We start from the raw sequence: 22,481 nt of genomic DNA on the forward strand, positions 1-22,481 counted from the left end.
AAGTTAAATTACTGACCAGCACGTGCCAGTTCACGCATGTTGGCTTCAAATGCTGCAAGCAATGCTGCATCACCTGTAAGTCCTTCTGCCTGTACCTTCTCAATCTGTTCAAGCATGCGCTTGAAGTCCTTAGGAATGATACGTACGAAGCTGCCAACCTCCTGCTGCCAGTTCGCAAGAATCTGCTCACCACGGCTGCTGCCTGTGTACTGAACGTGACGACTGATCATTCCACGCAGATCTTCTTCCTCTGCCGAGTCCTCGACGCGCTCTAGCAGTACCATCTCAAGGTTAACACGTGACAGAATTGTGCCTTCCGGATCGTATACGTATGCGATCCCTCCAGACATACCTGCTCCGAAGTTGCGGCCTGTTCCGCCCAGGATGACAACACGTCCGCCGGTCATGTATTCACAGCCGTGGTCACCCACGCCTTCTACAACGACACGCGCTCCCGAGTTACGTACTGCAAACCGTTCACCAGCGATTCCGTTGATGTACGCTTCGCCGCTAGTCGCCCCATACAATGCTGTATTACCGATAATGATATTATCTTCAGCAGCAAAGGTTGCGCTTGGTGAAGGCTTCACGATCAATTTACCACCGGAAAGACCTTTACCTACGTAGTCGTTGGAGTCCCCTTCAACAGTGAGGGTCATTCCCTTAGGTACAAAGGCCCCGAAGCTTTGTCCTGCAGAGCCGACAAATTTGAATTGAATCGTATCCTCCGGCAGTCCAGCTGCGCCATATTTGCGCGTTACTTCACTGCCCAGAATGGTTCCGACTGCACGGTTCACGTTCGTAATCGGAAGCACAGCTTCAACCAGCTTGCCGGATTCAATTGCAGGCGCAGCGAGTGGAACCAGCTTCTGCATATCCAGCGTCTCTTCGAGACCGTGATTTTGTTTCTGAATACGAGTTCGAGCAGAGTTCGCAGCATCAGCGACATGGAGCAGAGCCGACAGATCAATGCCTTTCTTCTTCCAATGCTCAGCTGCAACTTCAGCATCCAGACAGTCTGTGCGTCCTACCATCTCTTCAATGGTACGGAAGCCAAGCTCTGCCATAATCTCACGTGTGTCTTCCGCTACAAAACGCATAAAGTTCACGACATGAGCAGGATCACCCATGTAATTCTTCCGAAGCTGAGGATTCTGGGTAGCCACCCCTACTGGACAAGTATCCATCTGACATACACGCATCATAATACAGCCCAGAGCAACAAGCGGTGCTGTGGAGAAGCCATATTCTTCTGCGCCAAGCAGAGCAGCGACCACGAGATCACGGCCGTTCAGCATCTTGCCGTCTGTCTCAATGACGACACGATCACGCAGATTATTCAGCATGAGCGTCTGATGCGTCTCTGCCAGACCGAGCTCCCACGGCATCCCCGCATGTCTGATCGAGCCTTGAGGTGACGCACCAGTTCCGCCATCATATCCGCTGATATGAATGACATCGGCACGGCCCTTGGCAACACCGGCTGCGATCGTACCTACACCAGCCTCGGATACAAGCTTAACGTTAATATCTGCTCGTGGATTGGCATTCTTCAAGTCATAGATGAGCTCTGCCAGATCCTCGATCGAATAAATGTCGTGATGCGGTGGTGGAGAGATCAGGCCGACACCTGGTGTCGAGCCGCGGACTTCAGCTACCCATGGATATACCTTACGTCCCGGAAGCTGACCGCCCTCACCCGGTTTAGCCCCTTGAGCCATCTTAATCTGGATCTCATCGGCATTGACGAGATAGTTCGATGTTACACCGAAACGTCCGGATGCAACCTGCTTAATCGCGCTGCGGCGAGAGTCTCCGTTCGCGTCAGGTGTGAAGCGAGCCGGATCTTCCCCGCCTTCACCGGTATTGCTCTTGCCGCCGATGCGGTTCATTGCAATCGCCAGATCCTCATGCGCCTCTTTACTGATGGAACCGAAGGACATCGCACCTGTCTTGAATCGACGCATGATAGACTCTGCGGATTCAACTTCGGACAATGGGATCGCCTCGCCATTTGACTTCAGCTTCAGCAGGGAGCGAATGGTCAGCTTCTTCTCATTCTCGCCTTGAACTAATTTCGCATATTTCTTGTAGAGATTATAATCTCCCGTTCTTACTGCGTGCTGCAGTGTGTGAATCGTCTGCGGTGTGAAGAGGTGATCCTCTCCATCATTACGCCATTGATACTCACCACCGGAATCCAGCACTTTATCGTTACCGTCTTTGTCCGTAAACGCACGGTTATGATGCACAAGTGCTTCTTCTGTCACTTCCTCGATACCGATACCGCCGATACGAGAAGGTGTCCATGTAAAGTAACGGTCTACAAAGTCACTATTCAAACCGACAGCCTCAAAAATCTGAGCCCCGCGGTAAGATTGAATGGTCGAGATCCCCATCTTCGACAGAATCTTAACGACCCCTTTGGTAGCCGCTTTGATATAATTCTTCACGGCTTTGTCATGAGAGATGCCGCGCAGCATGCCTTGCTGAATCATATCATCCAATGTCTCGAATGCGAGGTAAGGGTTCACTGCACTTACGCCGTAGCCGAGAAGCACCGCATAATGATGCACCTCACGAGGCTCACCGGATTCAAGCAGGATGCTGACCTTAGTCCGTGTCCCTTGACGAATCAGATGGTGATGCAGACCTGATACGGCCAGCAATGCTGGAATGGCTGCATTCTCCGCATCCATACCGCGGTCGGACAGAATGAGTATATTATGCCCTTTCTCAATGACCCGGTCCGCTGCTTCGAACAGAACCTCCATTGCGTTCTTCAGACCTTCGGCTCCCTCTTTCGCCGGGAAGAAGATCGGAATCGTCATGGAACGGAAGCCTGGTCTGCGGATATGACGGATCTTCGCAAATTCCTCATTGGACAAGATCGGAGTCGCCAGACGAATCTGTCTTGCACTCTCCGGTTCCGGAATGAGCAGGTTGCGCTCAGATCCGATCGTCGTCAGCGTCGATGTTACGATCTCTTCACGAATCGCATCAATCGGCGGGTTGGTTACTTGGGCAAACATTTGTTTAAAATAGTTATAGAGTCGTTGAGGACGATCTGACAAAATCGCAAGCGGTGCATCATAGCCCATGGAACCTGTCGCTTCCATGCCTGTCGATGCCATTGGCTCGATGATCTTGCGCAGCTCCTCGAAGGTGTATCCGAATGCCAGCTGAAGCTGGTTTATGTTATCATGCTTCGGCTCCGGAAGCTCTGGAGCATCAGGAAGCTCGTGAAGATCTACCAAATGCTCGTCAAGCCATTCTTGGTACGGCTCTTCGGAAGCAATCTGTGCCTTCACTTCGCTGTCAGAAATAATGCGTCCTTCCCGGGTATCAACAAGCAGCATGCGTCCAGGACGCAGTCTGTCCTTGTACAAGATATCTTCAGGTGCAATATCCAGAACACCCACTTCTGAGGAGAGAACAATACGGTCATCCTTCGTTACATAGTAACGTGCAGGACGCAGTCCGTTCCGGTCCAGAATGGCACCGATCTGCACACCGTCCGTAAAGGCCATTGCAGCAGGTCCGTCCCATGGCTCCATCAGTGTGCTGTGATATTCGTAAAAAGCCTTCTTCTCAGCATCCATTCCTTCGTCATTGCTCCAAGGCTCTGGTACCATCATCATGGCCACATGAGGCAGGGAGCGTCCGCTCAAATACAGAAATTCCAGTGTATTATCGAACATTGCCGTGTCAGAACCGTCTGCGTTAATGACCGGTCTGACTTTGGACAGATCATCTCCGAACACTTCACTCTCAAACAGCGACTGACGTGCATGCATCCAGTTCACGTTACCGCGCATCGTGTTAATCTCACCGTTGTGAATCATGAAACGGTATGGATGCGCTCTTTCCCAGCTCGGGAACGTATTCGTACTGAAACGGGAGTGCAGCAGCGCCATCGCAGACTCAACACGCTCGTCCTTAAGATCAAGATAGAACTGGCCAACTTGTTCTGTGGTCAGCATGCCTTTGTATACAATCTTACGGCAGGACATACTCGGGATATAGAAGGCGTTCGCATCCTTCACCTGATCCGAGTAGCGGATCGCCTGCTCCGCCCGGCGGCGGATTACATACAGCTTCCGTTCAAAATCAAGCTCATTCTGGATGCCTTCAGCACGGCCGATAAATGCTTGACATACATAAGGCTTCGCAGCCAGAGCCGATTTACCCAGCATCTCGTCATACGTCGGAACTTCACGAATTCCAAGGAACTCCTGTCCTTCCTCCTGTACGATCTGTTTCAGAATCGCAAGGTGGGCACTACGAACCTCTTCATCATTTGAAGTAAAGATCATCCCTACTCCGTAATGACCCGCTTCAGGAAGACCAAAGCCAAGGCGTACAGCCTCTTCTGCAAAAAAACGGTGTGGAAGCTGAATCAGAATTCCGGCTCCGTCACCCGAATTCGGCTCACTTCCCTGGCCGCCACGATGCTCCATATTACTCAGCATCGTTAGGGATTGACTAACAATATCATGGGAAGGTACGCCTTTGATGTTAGCTACAAAGCCCATACCGCAAGCGTCTTTTTCGAACTGAGGGTCGTATAGACCCTGTTTAGGAGGTAATCCAGTCTGTCTCATGGAACGCAACCTTTCTATTACGAAAAATTTGGTGAACATCCGTGACAAAAGTGACCAACGAAGGGACAAGCAACACATGGATGACAGCGCCGTAACAAACTTGTTTAAGATCCGCTCAGGCTCTCGCTGCCAGCTGATTCTGCATAAATAAAACACAGGGTAGAACCGATTTATAAGTATAGTTCTATCATTTTAACATCGACCTTACATCAGCGCAATTCAAAATTTCTATAGGTTCGATAATTTATCTTTTGCATTACAGCTTTAGTGCATCAACGTTTATTTCCGGCATTTTTTTGGATATTTATTCATACCCGAGTCCACTTCAGAACACTCATTAGGCCCCTCATGTTTTTGATTGTTCTTTATTATTTGCTCTCGCCTGTCACATTTGAATGGAGCAATTATCTAAAAATTTGTACAATCCTTCTTTGTAAGCCCTGCCATTTTTCGTCTGCTTCTATCATTCCTAGATTCCTATGTAATGATGGCAATGTCAGTATCACTTCAATAACAAAAAAAACAAAGCTGCATCCTATGTTAATTAGGACACAGCTTCGCTTGTAAATCATGCTTATAGTTAGAGCTAGATCGTCACCGTATCTCCGCTGGTATGCTGCGCATCCTCTGCAGCGGAGCTCTGTTTTCTTCGGCGTCCGCTCCACAAGAAATAGAACAGTGTCAGCAGCAGAGAGATGCCGGCATATATTCCGAGCGTAGCCGCCTTATCCCACATGAGATTGAAGTTGCCGCTCATAATGACAGCTTTGTACCCGATCACGCTATGATACATCGGCAGCAGGGAGCTGATCGGCTTCATCCATTCAGGCAGCAGCTCGAGCGGGAACGTTCCGCCGCTTGTTGCCAGCTGGAATACTAGAAGTACGATGACAAGATAGCGGCCGACCAGATCAAGCCAGGTCACCAGTGCCTGAACAATCATCATGGAAGTAAAGCCAACAATAATCGAAAATACGTAGAACAGCGGTACACTCGCGACTTCAAGCTTCAAGCCGTACAGCATGAAGGTTGCCAGAATCACCGACTGCAGCACACTCATTCCCCCAAAGGCAAGGAAGCGGCTTACAAACCGGCTCCACGGCCCCGCATCCGGTACGCTTGTTTCTCGCAAGTTCATAATAATGGTCGTAATCAGTGCCCCGACAAACAAGCCGATGGACATAAAATACGGAGTGAGGCCTGTGCCGTAATTGGCTACACTTCGGGTCTCATCCTCGATCGTTTGGACAGGCTCAGCAAACATGCTGACCACTTCATCCGTCTGTTGCAGCTCAGAGGTATCTGATGCTGCATCCTTCAATTTGGTTGACAGCTCGCTTGAGCCATCCTTAATATCACTCAGCCCGTTGTGAAGCTTACCGGCGCCATCTGTCAGCTGAGCCGAGCCATCTGCCAGCGTCGTCACGCCTCCTGTCAATTCACCAATGCTGCTAAGCAGCGTGCCGGTTCCGGTATACAGCTCTGATGCTCCCGCACTCAGAGTTTCTCCGCCGCTGGCTGCTTCAGACAGCTTCTCACCAAACAAGGCCAGGTTGGAATTCAGCTCTCCTTGACCTTGTGCCAGCGTATCTGCACCCGCATGCAGCTGCTCCTGACCGGCTGCCAAGGCAGACGCTCCTGCGGCAAGCTCCTTGTGCCCCGAGAGAAGCTGCTGCGCGCCCGCCGCAAGCTTCTCATTCCCTTGGTCCAAGGCCTGGGCTCCGCTGAGCAGCTGCTGATCTGCCGCATGAAGCTGCCCCGCTCCTTCGGCCAATGACTGGCTTGCAGCAAGGAGCTTCTGCACTTCTGAACTTGCGGCAAGCTCCGGGTTCGACTCGGCCAATTGCTGAAGTCCTGCCGCAAGTGTCTCTGCCCCGGCTGCGAGCTGACCGCTTGCTTCCTCTGCAGCAGAGAGTCCGCTGCTCAGCTGCGCACTTCCCTGCTTCGCGCCTTGCAAACCTTCGTCTAGTGCGCTGGCTCCCTGCTCCGCAGAAGCAAGACCTTCGCTCAGCGCCGCTGCGCCATCTCGTGATGAAGCAATGCCATCCTTCAGTTCCACAGCGCCGCTCTGTAATTTGCCGGTTCCTGCTTCCAGCTGACCTTCTGCCGTGACAAGCTGGTTCAAACCGGTCGACAGCTCATTAGCTCCCGTATGAAGCTGTCCTGCTCCGTCATTTAATGTCTTCACCCCGTCTGCCAGAGGATCCATTCCTTGCTGCAGCTCCAAGGTTCCCTCCGTCAGCTTCTTCAGATTATCCTGAAGGGTCACAGCACCGTCATCGAGCTTAACAGCTCCTTCGTTAATATCCTTTGCTCCATCCCCTGCTTCGCCAAATCCATCGGATGCTTCAGAGAACTTATCCAGTAATGTTTCTGTATAGGATTCGGTTACAGCAGAGGATACCTGCTTGCTGATCTCCTTGATCGCCGTATTTCCAATCTGAGCCCCGACAAAGTTATAGCTTCCGTTCGGTTCATAGATCAGTTCGGCCGGACTTGGCTTGTCATCAAGCAGTGTTGTCGCCCGGGCCGAGAAATCCTCAGGAATGGTAATCTTCATGTAAAACTTATTGTTATCTATGCCCTCCTGAGCTTCCTCATTATTGACGAACTGCCAGTCAAACTCGGGGTCCTCCTTCAGCTCCTCTATTAGATCCTCACCGATCGTAAGACTCTCGCCTTCAAATTCAGCTCCCTTATCCTCATTAACCACCGCAATGGGCAGCCGTTCCAGATGGTTGTACGGATCCCAGAAGGCTGTCAAATAGATCCCTGTATACAGAATCGGAATACAAATTACCGCAATGATGGGAATCAGTATTTTGGGATTCTTGACTGCCCTGAGTAAATCTTTAGAAAAAACAGATAATGATTTCATTTCTCCTTACTCCTTCTCCATTATACGATTTGACCAGAATCCCCATTCGGTCATTTCAATCGAAAAAAATAAACATTTCTGCACGAGAGATGTTTGGTCTTTAATAAGCTGAATATGAATAAGCCGGCTTCCACTTCCTGCTGCGTGAATACCGGCCCTGACTGCTAACGCTATCCCATCACTTCCTGCGACAGACCGTTTACAAGAAACAGCTGCAGATATTGCTTAATCTCTTCCTTGCTTAGCGGTTCATTGATCCGATTCCAGTCGGAGGTGAGCGCAATATACAGCTTGAACATAATAAATGCGACAACCTTCGGATCACACGGCTTGATTTCACCCTTGTCCATTGCGGTCGTCAGCTGCTTCTCCAGATAGCCCGTTATAACAGCTTCTACCTTCTCATGGCCTGCCTTCGCCTGCGCTGTACCGAATTCTCTGACTTCTTGAGACAGCTTGATGAGCAGCTCATGCTGCTTCCTGAACTCAAGCAGGGCATCAAGAATGCGATACAAATTCGTGACAAAGGTCTGTTCCGAATCAAGCTCCCGTTCTGCAAGCTCCTTCATCTCCAGAATGACGTCATGCAGAATCTCATCGAACAACTCTTCTTTATTCGTAAAAAAAGTATAGATCGTGCCTTTCCCCACATTTGCGATCTTCGCTACCTGATCCATCGTCGTCGCTTTATATCCAAATAGAGCAAAGGACTGGGCTGCGGCCTGAACTATAAGCTTGCGGCGATCTACCTGTGCCAACATGTCTCCTCCCTCTGTGATCTATTCATTAATGACCAAAAATCATTTTTAGTCATTCGGTCAAAAACCACTTTATCACTTTTATTTCTTTTTAGCAAGAAAAATCACATTAATTGAGACTTCTTACATGCCAAATTCGTTTAATGTATTGCAGGGTTTTATTATTGCCGTTTCGTCATATGATTTAGAGATCTTTATACATACCGAACAGCCAAATCTCATTTTATGAAATAGGTGAATTTATGAAGAAGAAGAGAGTGCTCTTGCTGTCAGAAGGTTTTGGTACCGGACATACACAAGCAGCACATGCCATTGAGAAGGGGCTCAAAATTTTGTATCCGCATGTGAATGCACGTGTCATTGAGCTTGGCAAAATTTTAAATCCTACGGTAGCCCCCTTCATTCTGGGTGCCTATCGCAGAACGATTACGATGAGCCCCAAGCTGATTGGGCTGATCTATCGAACCAATTATAACCGAAGCTTGACCGGATTTAGAAGACTCGCGCTTCACCGGCTATTCTATAACCACGCCAAGAAGGTGCTGACCCAGCTGAACCCGGATGTCATTATTTGCACACATCCTTTTCCGAATGCGGTGATTTCCAGATTGAAGCGTCTTGGACTCGACATCCCGCTGTACACCTTAATAACGGACTACGATGCTCATGGTACCTGGATTAGTCCGGAGGTCAATCAGTACCTCGTTTCTTCTCCCAAGGTTGAGAGAATGCTGCTTGAGAGAAACGTAGATTCGCAGCGAATTCGGATTACCGGCATACCGGTTCATCCTGACTTCTGGAACAAGCAGCCGAAGGATGCGGTCCGAGAGGAGCTTGGTCTGAGGAATATTCCTACGGTCATGATCATGGGGGGAGGCTGGGGGCTGCCGCTTCAGGATCAGCTCATGGAAAACATCGCTTCCTGGAAGGGCAAGATTCAGCTCGTCTTCTGCGTCGGCAACAATGAGAAGCTGGCCGAGCGATTAAGAGAATCCACCATGTTCCAGCATCCTGATATTCATATCATAGGCTACACACGCAAGGTTAGCAAATTAATGGATGCTTCAGACCTTCTCGTGACGAAGCCGGGCGGCATGACTTGTACTGAAGGTCTGGCCAAAGGTCTTCCTATGCTGTTTGCTCCCCCGCTGCCCGGGCAGGAGGAAGAGAACTGTGATTATTTTGTTAAATCCGGATATGGTACTGTTCTTCAGAACTCGTATGTACTTCATCAGCAATTCTCAAGATTACACCATCTGTATGCTAACGGCATTGCAGCAAGCGGTGCTGACGCCCGGCTGAATGAGTATGAGCCAGAGGCCTGCACAAGAACCGTGCATGAACTGCTGATGCAGAGCTCGACCCGCCGTACTCCGGTTATGCAATATGCTTCCCGCTAATACGTCATCCCATTCTATACCATATCCAAAAAAGAGCTGCATGCCCATTCGTCCACGGTCGGCGAATTAGGCAAATGCAGCTCTTATTATATCTTCAGATCTGTTCATAATCTGTATTACAAGTTACAGTGTTGTGCTCGCTCCCGGCTCCAGTGTTACGGTCTCAATCTCTTCCTGGCTCTTCTGGCTCAGAAGCTGGCGGAATTGATTCGGATCCTGCTCAAGCGCAGGGAAGGTATTGTAGTGAATTGGAATGACTTGCTTCGTGCGAATCCAGGTGGCTGCAATCGCTGCATCCTCTGGTCCCATCGTCAAACCATCGCCGATCGGAAGCGCAGCAATATCAATATGGTTCAGTTCTCCGATGATACGCATGTCGCCAAATAAAGCCGTGTCTCCAGCATGATATAGAGTCTTGCCGCCCATACTCAGCAAAATACCTGCAGGTTGTCCCAAATAAACGGGCTTGCCGTCGATATCAAGGGACGAGCTGTGGAAGGCCAGTGTAAACTTCACTTTGAAGCCGTCAAACTGATGGCTTCCTCCTGTATTCATATGATGCGCCTTCACGCCTTGATTCTTACAATAATCAGCCAGCTCGTATACGGCTACGACCGGGCAGTCATTTGCTCTGGCAATAGCAAGGGTATCACCAAAATGATCGGCGTGTGCATGAGTCAACAGCACCGCATCCACTTTGACCTCTTCCGGGGCAATCGTTGCCTTCGGATTCCCGGATAGAAAGGGATCGATTATAACCCGTTTGCCTTCAGCTTCAACTAACAAACAAGAATGACCATAGTACGTAATTTTCATTGATTATTACCTCCTATGCATAGGTTATATCCCGTGTAATAACGGACATATCACATCCATTATATCACTTGTCGAATCCATTTCATAAATCATGAAGAAGGTATTATGAAATGATTCTGCCTATTTATAAAAGGTATGGTGACCTATTGTTTTCACCTTTTCTTGAGAATGGTGTACGGTAAGGTCGTCAGCCAGGGTAATAGATAAGAAGAAGAGCGTATCATCCGGTACTTCCTTGCGTCCGTGCATGGCTTCGTTTACAGCTTGAATAGCGTCCTCGTTAGGCGTCACACGGTCCATACGGCCGTTCGCAACAGGACTGAACTGATATTTCTGGTATATAACATCCTTAATGGTATCGGGATAATTGGCTGACCGCAGCCGGTTTAAGACAACGTTAGCTACAGCTACTTTGCCTTCGTACGGTTCGCCTTCTGCTTCTGCCATCACAATTTTTTGCAGCATAAGCAGTTCCTTATCCGTCACGGGGTAGTCCCAGGTTGATTTGTCTTTATCTGCCTGAGTTAATAATTCCGTACGGGTAAAGAATAAAGTTTCGGGGGGAGTGGTCTTCATTTTTTCAGCGGTTAATTGAGCAAGTGCTTTTTGCTTCTCCAGCTTCTGTTGCTTCTCAAGAGCCGCCAGCTTCTTCGCTTTCTTGGCTTGCTGTTCTTTGAGAGCTTCTGCTTCCAAATGTTCAGCTGCCTTGATCGAAATATAGTCCGTGGCAATACGCGGTGTGCCAACCGCAGTCACCGTTTGATTCATCATTTCATGACTTGCAGATGTTTGTGTCATAGATTTCACAGCAGTGGCTCCGTCCCCTTCAGAGCTTGTCCTGTGAATACGATCTGCCGCATCATCATGAGCGTTCTGAGCCGTCTCCGGCATTTCTTTCGTTGCACTATCCCCATATACTTCAACAGCCTTTACAATAAGGCTGGCCCCCAATATAAACACCAGCAGCACGATCATTAGAGGTGCTACCCAGCGAATCTCTCTATTTGTATTCATAATGACCTCCTGTTATATCGGCACAATTCTACTTAACTGTAACCAAAAATGCAAGGTTTGAATAACAGAGAATACACCAATTACAGTCTCTACAACAGGGAAAAGTGCTCCATGCGGGTGCTTGTCCACATCAAAAATTCCGTTGATCTATCAAGCTTTTTCGCACCCGAACACTTGATCCCAAAAAATACTAAATAAAAAAATATAATTTTTTTGTGCTTTATTTTTTTCGACTCAAATTATATCTTTTTTCTGGTTGTAAAAGCTATAAATGGTTATAGATTACCATATTAAGGAGTCTATGAATTTATGCATTATAATTCGTATTTTTCTATCAATTCATACATCGGCTTTTGACCCATATTTGTCTTATATAACACAAATTCTTCCACCAGCCAAGTGTCATCCCATACACCACTCATAAGCTCATTCAAATTAAAAGAGCCATGATTGAATTTGCGTGCCGTTGTAATATGGGGACGATAGGGGCGATCCTCAGGTACAAAACCTAAGGGTATCGTTGATTGCACGATCGACTGCTGTAGTGAAAATAGGCTGTCCAGCTCACCTTCCAGCCCTCTCCATAATACTCTCGGTGCCTGATCGGAACCAAAAATGCCCGGTTCCCCAATCTTAAGCGGAAAAGGCTGCACGTGATTCGCCGCTTCCTGCAAAGCTTCATGCAGCTTGTCCATGACCGCTGGTTCCGTATCACCCAAGAATTGCAAAGTGATATGATAATCCTCTTGATGAGTCCGATTTCGAAAAGGAAGCTGATCCTTGTGATGCTCCATCCATTGATGCAGCTTATTTTTTATTTCATCTGGTATTCGGACAGCGGTAAAGAGTCTTACCTTATGATCTGACATATGCATTTATCCTCACTTTATGTTTTTTAGCAAAATGAATTCAATAAGTTATCGTCATACGCCTTCCACATACAACCATTATTCACCATAATATATTAACAATATCCTAGTACTAGTACCAGGTTCTAATTGAGGTGTATTAGGTATATTTTCCATAGAAACATATGACTTACAGCCTATTTCACACCAAAATAATTGGTTTAAATTATCTGCCTTACCTCTAATTCATCATTTCCTTATCCATCTGATCCTATGTAAAGAAACAAGCAGTTTACCGCACCAAATAGAAGATAAGAACCATGATCCGCTTCTCTATTTCATCGTTAAAATTTTTTTCTTACTATATAATATGTATCCAATGTCATAGTAGGTTCAATGTTACCGTTCATGTCATATAAGCATACAGAACTTACCACCTCACTCACAGCAATACCAATATATAACATTTAAACATAAATTTATATTTATCTAGAAACAGCTTTACTATTTAGCATCACCGAATGAACTTCTTCTATTATATATACCCACCGTTTATCGAACTGCGTTATAATTGCCCGCTTGGTGCAACACTGCTACACTAGAGCTATTATGGTAGCAGGAGGAGATCTCGATATGAGCAGTATTGTAAGCTTACACGCATTTACAGAGTCACAGCAACAACTGGTTCAAGAAATAGCCCCTGATTACAAACTCACAATAGGTAAAGCCAAGGAGCTGGATCCTTCCATCCTGAAGAACGCCGAAATCCTGGTGGGCTGGGCTCGAAACCATGCAGATACGCTGCTTGATCCAGACAGTAAATTAAAATGGGTTCAAACTTGGTCTGCCGGAGTGGATTATCTGCCTCAGGCCGAGCTGAGTGATCGAAATATTCTGCTGACGAATACAAGTGGAATTCATGCCATACCGATCTCTGAGATGGTCTTCGGTATGCTGCTGTCTATGTCCCGCATGCTGAAGCAAGCCATTCTCAATCAAGCAAGTCGGAATTGGGACTCAACCGATACTGCGATGAGCGAGCTTCATGGCAAGACCATTGTCATCACGGGTGTAGGGGAGATTGGGACCGCAACAGCCAGACTGGCAGAAGCCTTCGGTATGAACGTGGTCGGTGTACGCAGATCCGGCAAGCCTGCCCCTCATGTAAGCAAGATGGTGAAGATGGAGCAGCTGGAGGAAGCATTATCTGAAGGCGACTACATCATTAACATTCTCCCTCTTACAGAGGATACGAAGCATTTGTTCAACGAACAGACTTTTAGTGCAATGAAGACGGGTGCTTGCTTCGTCAATGTAGGGCGAGGAGCAACCGTTCAGACATCTGCTTTGGTTAAAGCATTAGAAGAGAAGAAGCTCTCCGCTGCAGCACTCGATGTATTCGAGGAAGAGCCGCTGCCAGCCGATCATCCACTGTGGGGAATGGACAATGTTCTGATCACTCCGCATTTTGCCGGCAGCACACCGCATTATTCTGAACGCGCATTCGAGGTCTTCCTTGAGAATCTAAAGGCCTATGTCAAAAATGAGGATCTGCCACGTAACCTGGTAGATTACAGCCGATCCTATTAACCTGCCTGAGGATGGTCAATCGTCCATCACTTGTGCTTCATTCATTAGCTCAATCTGAACAATAAAATAAGGTCTGATGCTCTCTGCGGTGAACTGCAGACTCGTATCAGACCTTATTTGCCTTTTACTTCAATTTTGAATAGATCACTGCTTATCCTTGATGTTCACACAACCATATATCTCGAGTAAATGACCCCTTCGTAACCTGGATATGATGCTGGATCCTCCATCCTGACCTGTTTAATTGCTCCTCCAATGGTTCTGTGCTTATGATGACCGCTTCATCCGCAAGTCTCCCCAGACTCCGCAGCATTCCTAGCTGCTCCTCCATAGACAATACGGAACACAGATTGTAGGGAAGATCAAGAACAGCACGGTCAGCATGACCCGTCAGTTCATTCATGTCCCCCAAGGTAACAAGACTTGCGTCATAACCATAATGCTCGAGATTGACTCTCGCCCCCCGAATTGCCAGCGGATTCAGATCGTTGCCTCTAATCTTAATTCCCATCGAGAGGGCTTCGATTAATACATTCCCCATACCGCAGCAAGGATCCATCATTGAGACCTTCTCCCCTTCAGGAGCTGCCACATTGACGATTGCTCTTGCGATGCGTGAGCTGAGGCCGGTCGAATAATTATAAGGCTTATTCTTATGCTGCAGCCATATGGGCTCCGCATACCGGACGATGCCGAATACCCATGTGTTCTCCAATTGCATTAATCCATAGGTTATGTCAGGGTCCTTCATTCTAGCCGTTCCTGTAATGCATTCCCCTGCTCTGCGTTCAAGCTTCCGTTGTTCATCATACGGACAGTGGACCCCTTCTTTGATATATACAACTTTAAACGTGCGATCCTGCGGCACCTGAATTGCATGCGAATCGATGTCTGCAAGCAGCCCGTCATACTCCTTATTCTCAGCGATGACCTCAAGACGCAGCTTCATGAAGGGACTTCGTGACGGGTCAATGAGGCGACTGGAACGAAGATAAGCTTGCTCTGGGGGGACACTCGTGCCCAGAAGCCGCTGCAGCTCCAAATGACAAAGAGCCTGTTCACTCTCGTGACAGGCATAAATGTATATTAAATCTGTAGGATGATGTTCTTTATTGTGTGCATGTGTCATTAGCAATCTCAGCAATTCCCTTCTGAATGGTGAATGCAGCAGCCAGGGGCTGCTCATTCACTGTTACTTACGCTCCTATTATACTCGAAGCGCCGATACCGAAGCGAGCAGTTCTTCTGACAGCTTCTTAAGCTGCTGGATATTCTCTGCCACCCCTTCAAGGGAACCCGACTGTTCTTCTGCAGAAGCAGACACTTCCTCCACACTGGCTGCGGATTGCTGAGATATCGCAGAGATCAGCTGGCTGAAATCGTTCATTTGTCCACTGAGATCTTCCATTTCAGACAGGCCATTAGAAATCTCTTGAATGACCTCCACCATCTGATGCACTGAGCTCGTAATCTGGTTGAAGGCTTCATTTACGGCTTCCATCTGTGCCGTTCCTCTTCTCGTCTCTTCTACACCGCTTTGCAGCGATTGAACGACCGACTTAGATTCCTGCTGAATCGTTTCCGTCAGCTCATTGATTTGACCTACTGCCTGTGAAACATCATCCGAGAGTGTGCGTACCTCTTCAGCTACGACAGCAAAGCCTTTCCCATGTTCACCCGCTCTCGCGGCCTCAATCGAAGCATTCAAGGACAGAAGGTTCGTCTGTTTGGCAATATCACGAATGACATGCAGCAGCTGGTAAATGTTCTCGTTAGATTGATCCAGCTTATTCACCTGCTCCATGGAGATGGATACCCGACTTGCAATTTGTCTCATCTGTGCAATAGACTGACTCATTGTTTCTTTACCCAGTATGCCTTGTTCAAGTACCTGCTCCGACATCCCTCTAAGCTGTTCTCCTTTGGCTGCATGGTCCTGAATATGCTCATTCAACCGCTCAACGGTTCTTGCAGAAGACTGCGCTGTTTCTGCCTGACTTTCCACCGCTTTGGCTGATTCCTCCATCGATAAGGCAATCTGCTGACTGCCAATCTTCACCTCTTCGGATGTGGCTGCCAGATGAGTGCTCTGCTCACCAATGATCTCTGAAGAGCTCTTAATTCGATTCACAATCTGAACTAGACTCGACTTCATTTGGTTAATTCCTTGTCCAAGTGTAGTCAGCTCATCCTCCATATCACGTTGGATATCCTCCACAGACAGATTACCTGCGGCTATCTCTTTGACATTGTTCTCAATCTGCTTGATCGGCTTAACCAATGTCTTGATCAGCGCAAAAGTACTGATGATCGTCATCACCACAATAAAGGCAATCCCGATAAAGAGTACAATTTCTGACGTTCTCGCACTATCCTCAAGCTCTTGGGCCGACCGATCTGCTTCTTCTTGAATAAAAGCGGATAAAGACATCAGCTCGCTTTGCATTTTGTCGAATGAAGCCTTGCCCTTCATGAGCACTTCATAAGCCAGCTCAATATCATTCGCATCACTTTGATTCATCGCTGAAGTGTTGATCTTGAAGTATTCCTCCCAAGCTGCAGAGAAGGCGTTATAATATTGCCTTTCTGTATCTGTTGCAATCAGCGAGTCGTATGCCTGACGAACAGCGGTCAGCTGTCGTATGTAATCCGTACGTTCCTTGGCAATAGCCGCTTTGCTCTCCTGATCGGAGACGGACGCCAAGAAGTAACTGTAGCTTAAGGATTGAATATGTTCAGTCGTGAAGATCAGATCGTCGATCTTGCTAATGGACGGCATCCAGTTTCTCGTAATGCTCGTCGTGTTCTTTTCCATCGTTCCGAGCAGTGTTAAAGTAATGATCCCAATTGCGACGACATAGATAAGCAGCGGTACCATGACAACCGATATTCTTTGCCTGATACTCTTTAATTTAAACACCTGTTCTCCCCCTGTGCAGCTATACCAAGCTCTTTGTATTGTAGTCTGAGGCCATTCCATAAGACACTTAAACGATGAAATGGATTCTCTCCTACTATTATTTCGGTAATCAGCTTACAAATGATAAGATTTGACCACTATGTATATTTCAAATTGTTTCGAACGCCCTTTTTATCAACACTTAGGTAATTGTCCTGAAACAAACGGGGCTGACATCATAGACTAGAATAAATCTGACGATTAAGGATCGGGTCAACTATGAGAAAAAAAGAAAAAAAATCGGAAATCCGAAGCACTACTACTGGGCGTAATCAGATCCCTTCTAATAAGAGACAGAGTAAATCTTTAAGTAAGCCACTAAGTAAATCCCAGAGTAAGTCTCCAGGCAGATTCAAAAATAAAACCCAGGAGAGCGCTCAAGACAAACTTCAGAGTACACTTCACGACAAACTCCAACACAAATCCAAATTCAGAGCCTCAGCCAATGCCACACCGGCAGCCCCAATAGTCATGCGTCCTTCCCGGATGGAAACTGCTCAAGAGGATTTATCACTACAGCCAAACCGAAGTTGGTTATCGCATCAGCGTCAGCCTGTGCCAGACGTCCAGACCCATGATCCCAGAAACGCCAAATCCATGCGGCTCGCACTCCTGATTCCGTTGACAGAACAGTTTACTCCGTCAATGGAAAGCCAGATTGCAGACTCGCTGCGCATGCTGGTCAAAGAAGTCATCATTCTCAAGATCAATGAGAATCTTCAAGATAGTCTGTCGACTTATAAGCCAGATCTCTTACTATGTATCGGCAATCAAGCTGCACAATTCATTACGCCTGAACTCCTATCACAATCGATTCATACAAAAACAGCCGTCTGGTTGAATGATCCTTATGAGCCTTGCGAGAATATCGCTTTTGCATACCATGACTGGGACCTTGTCATCACACAGAACATGCTGCATCTTCCTGTATATGAGAAATACGGTTATAAACACATTGTCGTTATGCCATATAGTGCGGATCCGTTAGTTTACAAGCCTCATCAGCCACAGCCCGATTTCCATTCCGATCTCCTCATTGTTGGAGATTATTCAGAGGAACGTCTCCTCTATGTTCATGTCATCCGCCAGCGATTTGCGGGAAAGAAGATCCGAGCGTTAGGTCGAAACTGGGAGTCTGTGGATCAGATTGAGATTTGGCAGCCGAGCAGCGAGACGATGCTCAGTGCGTACTATAACGGGGCGAACATGATTGTTCATTGGGATGCTGCACCTCGTCCACTATATGAGATCGCGGCGTGCGGGGTATTTCAATTGGTGGAAAACTCTCCGGAAATTCACGAGCTGATGAAGCCTGGTGAGGATGTGGTCATCTTCAGCAACCCCGAACAACTTGGCTCCAAGCTCCAATACTACAGCGAGAACACGGATCGAAAAAGAATGGTTGCTTCAAGAGCTCTCTATAGCAGTAAATACGACTATTCCTTTCTCCAATCTGCTATGAAACTAATCTACAGTCTGATATGAACTAATCCCACAGTTATAAACAATCTATTAGCTCTAACCATAATCAGGATTAGGTGGTGTCTCTGCATGAAGCTGATTGCCTATTATTTACCTCAATTTCATCAAATCCCTGAGAATGATCTGTGGTGGGGAGAAGGCTTTACCGAATGGACAAATACACAAAAAGCACAGCCGCTGTATTCGAATCATCGACAGCCAAAAGAGCCGCTAAAGGATTACTACTATAATTTGTTAGACCCCTCGGTAAGAGAATGGCAGGCGAGCTTGGCCCGATTTTATGGCATTTATGGGTTTTGCTATTACCACTATTGGTTCAAAGGAAAACGGCTGCTCGAAAAGCCCCTTGAAGCCTTGCTTCAGTCGGATACTCCTGACTTCCCCTTCTGTCTCTCCTGGGCCAATGAGCCGTGGACACGAAGATGGGATGGCAGTGAGGATGAAATTCTCATGCCACAGGATTATGGAGATGAAGCCGATTGGGCTGAACACTTCCATGAGCTGCTTAAAGCATTTAATGACAAGAGGTATATTCGTATTGAGAATAAGCCCTTATTCGTAATCTATCGTCCGGGTCTGATTCCAAGGTGTGAGGAAATGCTCGAATACTGGAACAAGCTTGCGGTTCAGCATGGACTTCCGGGGATCTATTTTGTCAGGACGCTCGGCGGGTTTGATATTCCGAATCAAGCCGGATTTGAGGCGAGTGTTGAATTTGAGCCGCATTATACCTTCGCGCATGCACATACGCAGAGCCTATGGAGCAAGATAAAGAAGAAGGAGAACGAGCACCTGGTATTTGACTATGATGGTGCCTGGGAGATGATCTTGTCCCGTTCTCCTCATCGAAGCGGAGAGCAAATTATACCTGGTGCTTATGTGAATTGGGATAATACCCCGCGCAGAGGATACCACGGGCAGAGCTGCATCGGATCCAGTCCGGAGAAATTTGCTTACTATCTGACTAGACAAATAGAGCGGGCAGCTCAGGTATACAACTCTTCATTTCTGTTTGTCAATGCGTGGAATGAATGGGCGGAGGGGACCTATCTAGAGCCAGACAAAGATCACGGCTTCGCCTATTTGGAGGCGGTCAGAACCGCGCTTCTGAATTATGCGCCATGAATCGCAAGTGTAGGGAGACCACTGCTGGTATCCACAATAATCATATAGTTGAGGCCGTCCGTACCCTTAAGCATGAGGCCGGGCTGCGTCGGTAAGGTTGCAGGATAAAACCGCGTTGAGACAGTACTAGCTGCTACCGGAGGAACCGTAGGTGTTCCTACGGACATAAGCCGGGATCCAGCCACCACATTTTGGCCTGCGCTCAGATTTAGACCTGCACCCAAATTCCCTTGGATTGTTGCATTATCATCTACAAACATGCCGCCGCCCCATATACTCATACTGCCGGCGATATCCAAATTTCCAATTGTAGAGTTTCCGACAACCTGAAGCTGACCAAGAATCGTTTGATTTCCCGTTACAAGTACCTGATCAAAAGTCGGCATAATTCTATCACTCCTTCCTTTTTACTATCCATTCTATGTAATTACTTCTCTTTTGCTATATAGCAAAAGTACAATTCAATGGCTATTTCAATAGAGAATGATAGTCTGCCTAATCAGGAGAGCTGCATTGCTTCCGCCAGCAATTGATATGTCACCAGCCTCTGCTCGTAACGGGCGGCACGGGTTGCGATCAGCAGGCTGCTGGAGCCTGTACGCTCACTCAGCTTGATAAGTTCTTCCCTTACCTTCTCCGGGTTCCCGGCAATGACGGGATATTCAGCTGCAGGGAGACCTGGAGACGACTTCTCCTGATGCTTGACGGAAGCTTGTTCCTTCCAGGAATGGGCTTCTTCCGTCGTTGGAGCACAGATTACACTGACTGCGATAAAGGCCTGAGGTCTAACCATGCTTTTTGAAGGAACAAAATTTGCCGTATATCTCTCAATCATCTCCGCCCCGTCGTGCTCACTCATAAATTGGCCAAAAACATAACCTGTTCCTAAACTTGCAGCATAGTCTGCACTCTTTACATTCGTGCCAAGCATCCACAGACTGGGGCCCCTGACCGGGACTGGCTTCGCAGCCACTACTTCCCCTTCATAGGTATACTCCCCTTGAAGGAGCTGCTGAAGCTCCTTGACCCGATCCGGATAATCCACCACCTTCTGCAGAAAATTGCCCGCCAGAGCCATCGATAGATGGGCAGATCCGCCGGGAGCACGGCCAATGCCAAGCTCGATTCGTCCAGGGTACAGGGTAGAGAGCAGGTTATATCTTTCTGCCACTAGAATTGGATGATGATAGGGCAGGAGTACTGCTCCTGAACCAAGCTTAATCTGGCGGGTTCGGGCCCCGATATGGGATAGCAGCACTTCCGGGCTTGCCGATTCAACGCCTGGCAGATTGTGATGCTCAGAGGTCCAATACCTTGCATACCCGAGACGATCCCCTTCCATTGCCAGCTCTACCGATCTGCGGATTGCTTCTTCCGGCGGGCTGTCCATGAGACTTGGCACAAGATCCAGTATGCCGAGCTCTATTCGCTTCGTTTCCATCATGATGTAATCTCCTTATCTGCTTAGTCCAGGTCATATATAGAGCCGACCTTCAGTCCATAGAGCTCGTTATATATCTTCTCGGCAAAAGCATCCGTCATCCCCGCAATGTAATCAATAATCATATGCTCCCAGGTCCATATCGGGCTCAGACGAGCCTGATCCTTCTCATAACGCTGCAGCCAGTCGGTTGGAATAATGGCCTTCGAAGTAACCGGATCATTGAAGGCATGCCAGAGTCTGCGGATGATCCACTCGCTTCTTTTTTGCAGGCGCTGGACTCTCAGATCCTTGATCATCGTCACCCACGCGAAGCTCTTCAGCACACTAACGGTACGAAGCATGTCGAGGTCTTCCTTTCCTTCCTTTATAAAGGTAACCTTCTTCCAGTCGCCTGTATCAATAATTCCCAGAGCCGCTACGAATAAGCTGACCCAATACGCTTTGACCTCCCGCCGAGTACGGGAATAGTCATGATCGCAGCCCGGTAGCTTCTCATTCCAGATCCGCAGGAATTCGTTCAGTACCTCATCTACTTTGGGCTCAATCTTCTCAGGCATCCATCCCATCCAGAACGGGTCATCCAAGGTCATAATCTTGTCTACGATCAGTCTTTTGACATAAGGATCGTGCAGGAAGTGCTCATGCACCTCAATCTTTCCAGCCTTGATTCCATCCTCCAGATCATGCGCGGAATACGCAATGTCATCACATAGATCCATCAGCTGCGCTTCCAAAGTCTTCTGGCCTGCGGGTATGCCCCATTCGCTGCGTATCTCCTTAATGTAGCTCCATTCATGATGGTACATGCCCTTCCTGTTCTCCGTGCCGGGATAAGGATATTTATTGATGCCCAGGAGCACCGCATCCGATAGATTAAGGCCGTCTATATTCTCACGCTTCTCCAGAAACATGATCAGCCTGAAATTATGGGCATTCCCTTCAAAGTGCTCGTATTTCCGGCGCATCGTCTCTTCTACGGTCCGATACTGATGGTTCGAGGATTTCCCTGTTCCGCTCGGATCTACGATTGACAAGGTCTTGTCCTCAATCAAGTCGTTCAGAATGCTCCCCAGCACTTCCTCCCCTTTATGACCGAACGGAGGATGTCCAAAATCATGGGCGATCGAGGCGCATTCGACGACCTCCGGATCGATAACAAGTCCCGGATTGTCGGCACGAAGCTCTTCAACATCGGGGTAGCGTCTTAAGAGACTCTTGGCTGCTTCGCGCGCAATCTGGGCCACCTCAAGTGAATGTGTCAGCCGTGTCCGATAATAGTCACCTGTTCCGGCTCCAAACACCTGAGATTTGCCCTGCAGTCTTCTAAAGGTTGGGGAATGAATCAAACGGGAATAGTCGCGTTCATACGTCGCCCTTGATCCTTCCGATTTATTAAGTTCAGCATATTGTCTATGTTCTCTCAGCTTCTCCATATAACTCCTCCAATGATTTGAACGTTCCACTTGTATAAGAATGAATCCTATCTCTTCATTCTATTTATTACCCTAAATCATTTCATAATGCCTTTAGCTGCTGTAATCAATGCCAAGAATTCTACAATTG

The 22,481-nt window shown here is 47.7% G+C and carries 15 protein-coding genes; 4 read left to right on the forward strand and 11 right to left on the reverse strand.

The window, feature by feature from the left end; translation table 11 throughout:
* Positions 1 to 8 precede the first annotated feature (8 nt).
* The 3 genes from gltB to BK126_RS07950 form a co-directional block, all read right to left on the reverse strand.
* Positions 9 to 4,604 (reverse strand): glutamate synthase large subunit, encoded by a 4,596-nt coding sequence (gene gltB / locus BK126_RS07940; protein ID WP_076312037.1) that lies wholly within the window; start codon positions 4,602 to 4,604, stop codon positions 9 to 11.
* A gap of 586 nt (positions 4,605 to 5,190) precedes the next feature.
* Positions 5,191 to 7,482: a YhgE/Pip domain-containing protein gene (locus BK126_RS07945; protein ID WP_076312038.1), complete on the reverse strand. Its 2,292-nt coding sequence runs from the start codon at positions 7,480 to 7,482 to the stop codon at positions 5,191 to 5,193.
* Between the two features lie 170 nt (positions 7,483 to 7,652).
* A complete protein-coding gene (locus BK126_RS07950) occupies positions 7,653 to 8,243 on the reverse strand; it encodes a TetR/AcrR family transcriptional regulator (protein ID WP_076312039.1) in 591 nt (196 codons plus the stop codon).
* A gap of 239 nt (positions 8,244 to 8,482) precedes the next feature.
* On the opposite strand from BK126_RS07950, the gene BK126_RS07955 reads away from it, so the two are divergent.
* A complete protein-coding gene (locus BK126_RS07955) occupies positions 8,483 to 9,640 on the forward strand; it encodes an MGDG synthase family glycosyltransferase (RefSeq protein ID WP_076312040.1) in 1,158 nt (385 codons plus the stop codon).
* 123 nt (positions 9,641 to 9,763) lie between these two features.
* On the opposite strand, the gene BK126_RS07960 is transcribed toward BK126_RS07955, so the two are convergent.
* The 3 genes from BK126_RS07960 to thpR form a co-directional block, all read right to left on the reverse strand.
* Complete coding sequence (locus BK126_RS07960; RefSeq protein ID WP_076312041.1) at positions 9,764 to 10,456, reverse strand: metal-dependent hydrolase; 693 nt, start codon at positions 10,454 to 10,456, stop codon at positions 9,764 to 9,766.
* A 120-nt stretch (positions 10,457 to 10,576) separates the two neighbouring features.
* On the reverse strand, positions 10,577 to 11,470 hold the full coding sequence (locus BK126_RS07965; protein ID WP_076312042.1) for a cell wall hydrolase: 894 nt from the start codon (positions 11,468 to 11,470) through the stop codon (positions 10,577 to 10,579).
* Between the two features lie 314 nt (positions 11,471 to 11,784).
* A complete protein-coding gene (thpR, locus tag BK126_RS07970) occupies positions 11,785 to 12,339 on the reverse strand; it encodes an RNA 2',3'-cyclic phosphodiesterase (protein ID WP_076312043.1) in 555 nt (184 codons plus the stop codon).
* Positions 12,340 to 12,951: 612 nt separating this feature from the next.
* Here thpR and BK126_RS07975 point away from each other — a divergent pair.
* A complete protein-coding gene (locus tag BK126_RS07975; protein WP_076312044.1) occupies positions 12,952 to 13,908 on the forward strand; it encodes a D-2-hydroxyacid dehydrogenase in 957 nt (318 codons plus the stop codon).
* Positions 13,909 to 14,059: 151 nt separating this feature from the next.
* On the opposite strand, the gene BK126_RS07980 is transcribed toward BK126_RS07975, so the two are convergent.
* Together BK126_RS07980 and BK126_RS07985 are read right to left on the reverse strand one after the other, a co-directional pair.
* Positions 14,060 to 15,094, reverse strand: coding sequence for a TRM11 family SAM-dependent methyltransferase (locus tag BK126_RS07980; protein WP_256702740.1), 1,035 nt, complete (start codon positions 15,092 to 15,094; stop codon positions 14,060 to 14,062).
* Between the two features lie 21 nt (positions 15,095 to 15,115).
* Positions 15,116 to 16,828, reverse strand: coding sequence for a methyl-accepting chemotaxis protein (locus BK126_RS07985; RefSeq protein ID WP_076312045.1), 1,713 nt, complete (start codon positions 16,826 to 16,828; stop codon positions 15,116 to 15,118).
* 258 nt (positions 16,829 to 17,086) lie between these two features.
* Between BK126_RS07985 and BK126_RS07990 the strand changes: the two genes are divergently transcribed.
* Together BK126_RS07990 and BK126_RS07995 are read left to right on the forward strand one after the other, a co-directional pair.
* Positions 17,087 to 18,352 carry a glycosyltransferase family protein gene (locus BK126_RS07990; protein WP_083655770.1) on the forward strand — a complete coding sequence of 422 codons (1,266 nt, stop codon included), beginning with the start codon at positions 17,087 to 17,089 and terminating at the stop codon, positions 18,350 to 18,352.
* Positions 18,353 to 18,418: 66 nt separating this feature from the next.
* A complete protein-coding gene (locus BK126_RS07995; protein ID WP_076312047.1) occupies positions 18,419 to 19,474 on the forward strand; it encodes a glycosyltransferase WbsX family protein in 1,056 nt (351 codons plus the stop codon).
* On the opposite strand, the gene BK126_RS08000 is transcribed toward BK126_RS07995, so the two are convergent.
* From BK126_RS08000 to BK126_RS08010, 3 genes are all read right to left on the reverse strand, one after another.
* Complete coding sequence (locus BK126_RS08000; protein WP_076312048.1) at positions 19,462 to 19,860, reverse strand: hypothetical protein; 399 nt, start codon at positions 19,858 to 19,860, stop codon at positions 19,462 to 19,464. The genes BK126_RS07995 and BK126_RS08000 overlap by 13 nt on opposite strands.
* Before the next feature lie 113 nt (positions 19,861 to 19,973).
* The gene (locus BK126_RS08005) at positions 19,974 to 20,918 is read right to left on the reverse strand and encodes an MsnO8 family LLM class oxidoreductase (protein ID WP_076312049.1); all 945 of its coding nucleotides are present in this window, start codon (positions 20,916 to 20,918) and stop codon (positions 19,974 to 19,976) included.
* Positions 20,919 to 20,938: 20 nt separating this feature from the next.
* On the reverse strand, positions 20,939 to 22,351 hold the full coding sequence (locus BK126_RS08010) for a deoxyguanosinetriphosphate triphosphohydrolase family protein (protein ID WP_047912221.1): 1,413 nt from the start codon (positions 22,349 to 22,351) through the stop codon (positions 20,939 to 20,941).
* Positions 22,352 to 22,481: the final 130 nt, after the last annotated feature.

The sequence above is a fragment of the Paenibacillus sp. FSL H7-0326 genome, from assembly GCF_001955535.1.
Taxonomy (GTDB): domain Bacteria; phylum Bacillota; class Bacilli; order Paenibacillales; family Paenibacillaceae; genus Paenibacillus; species Paenibacillus shunpengii.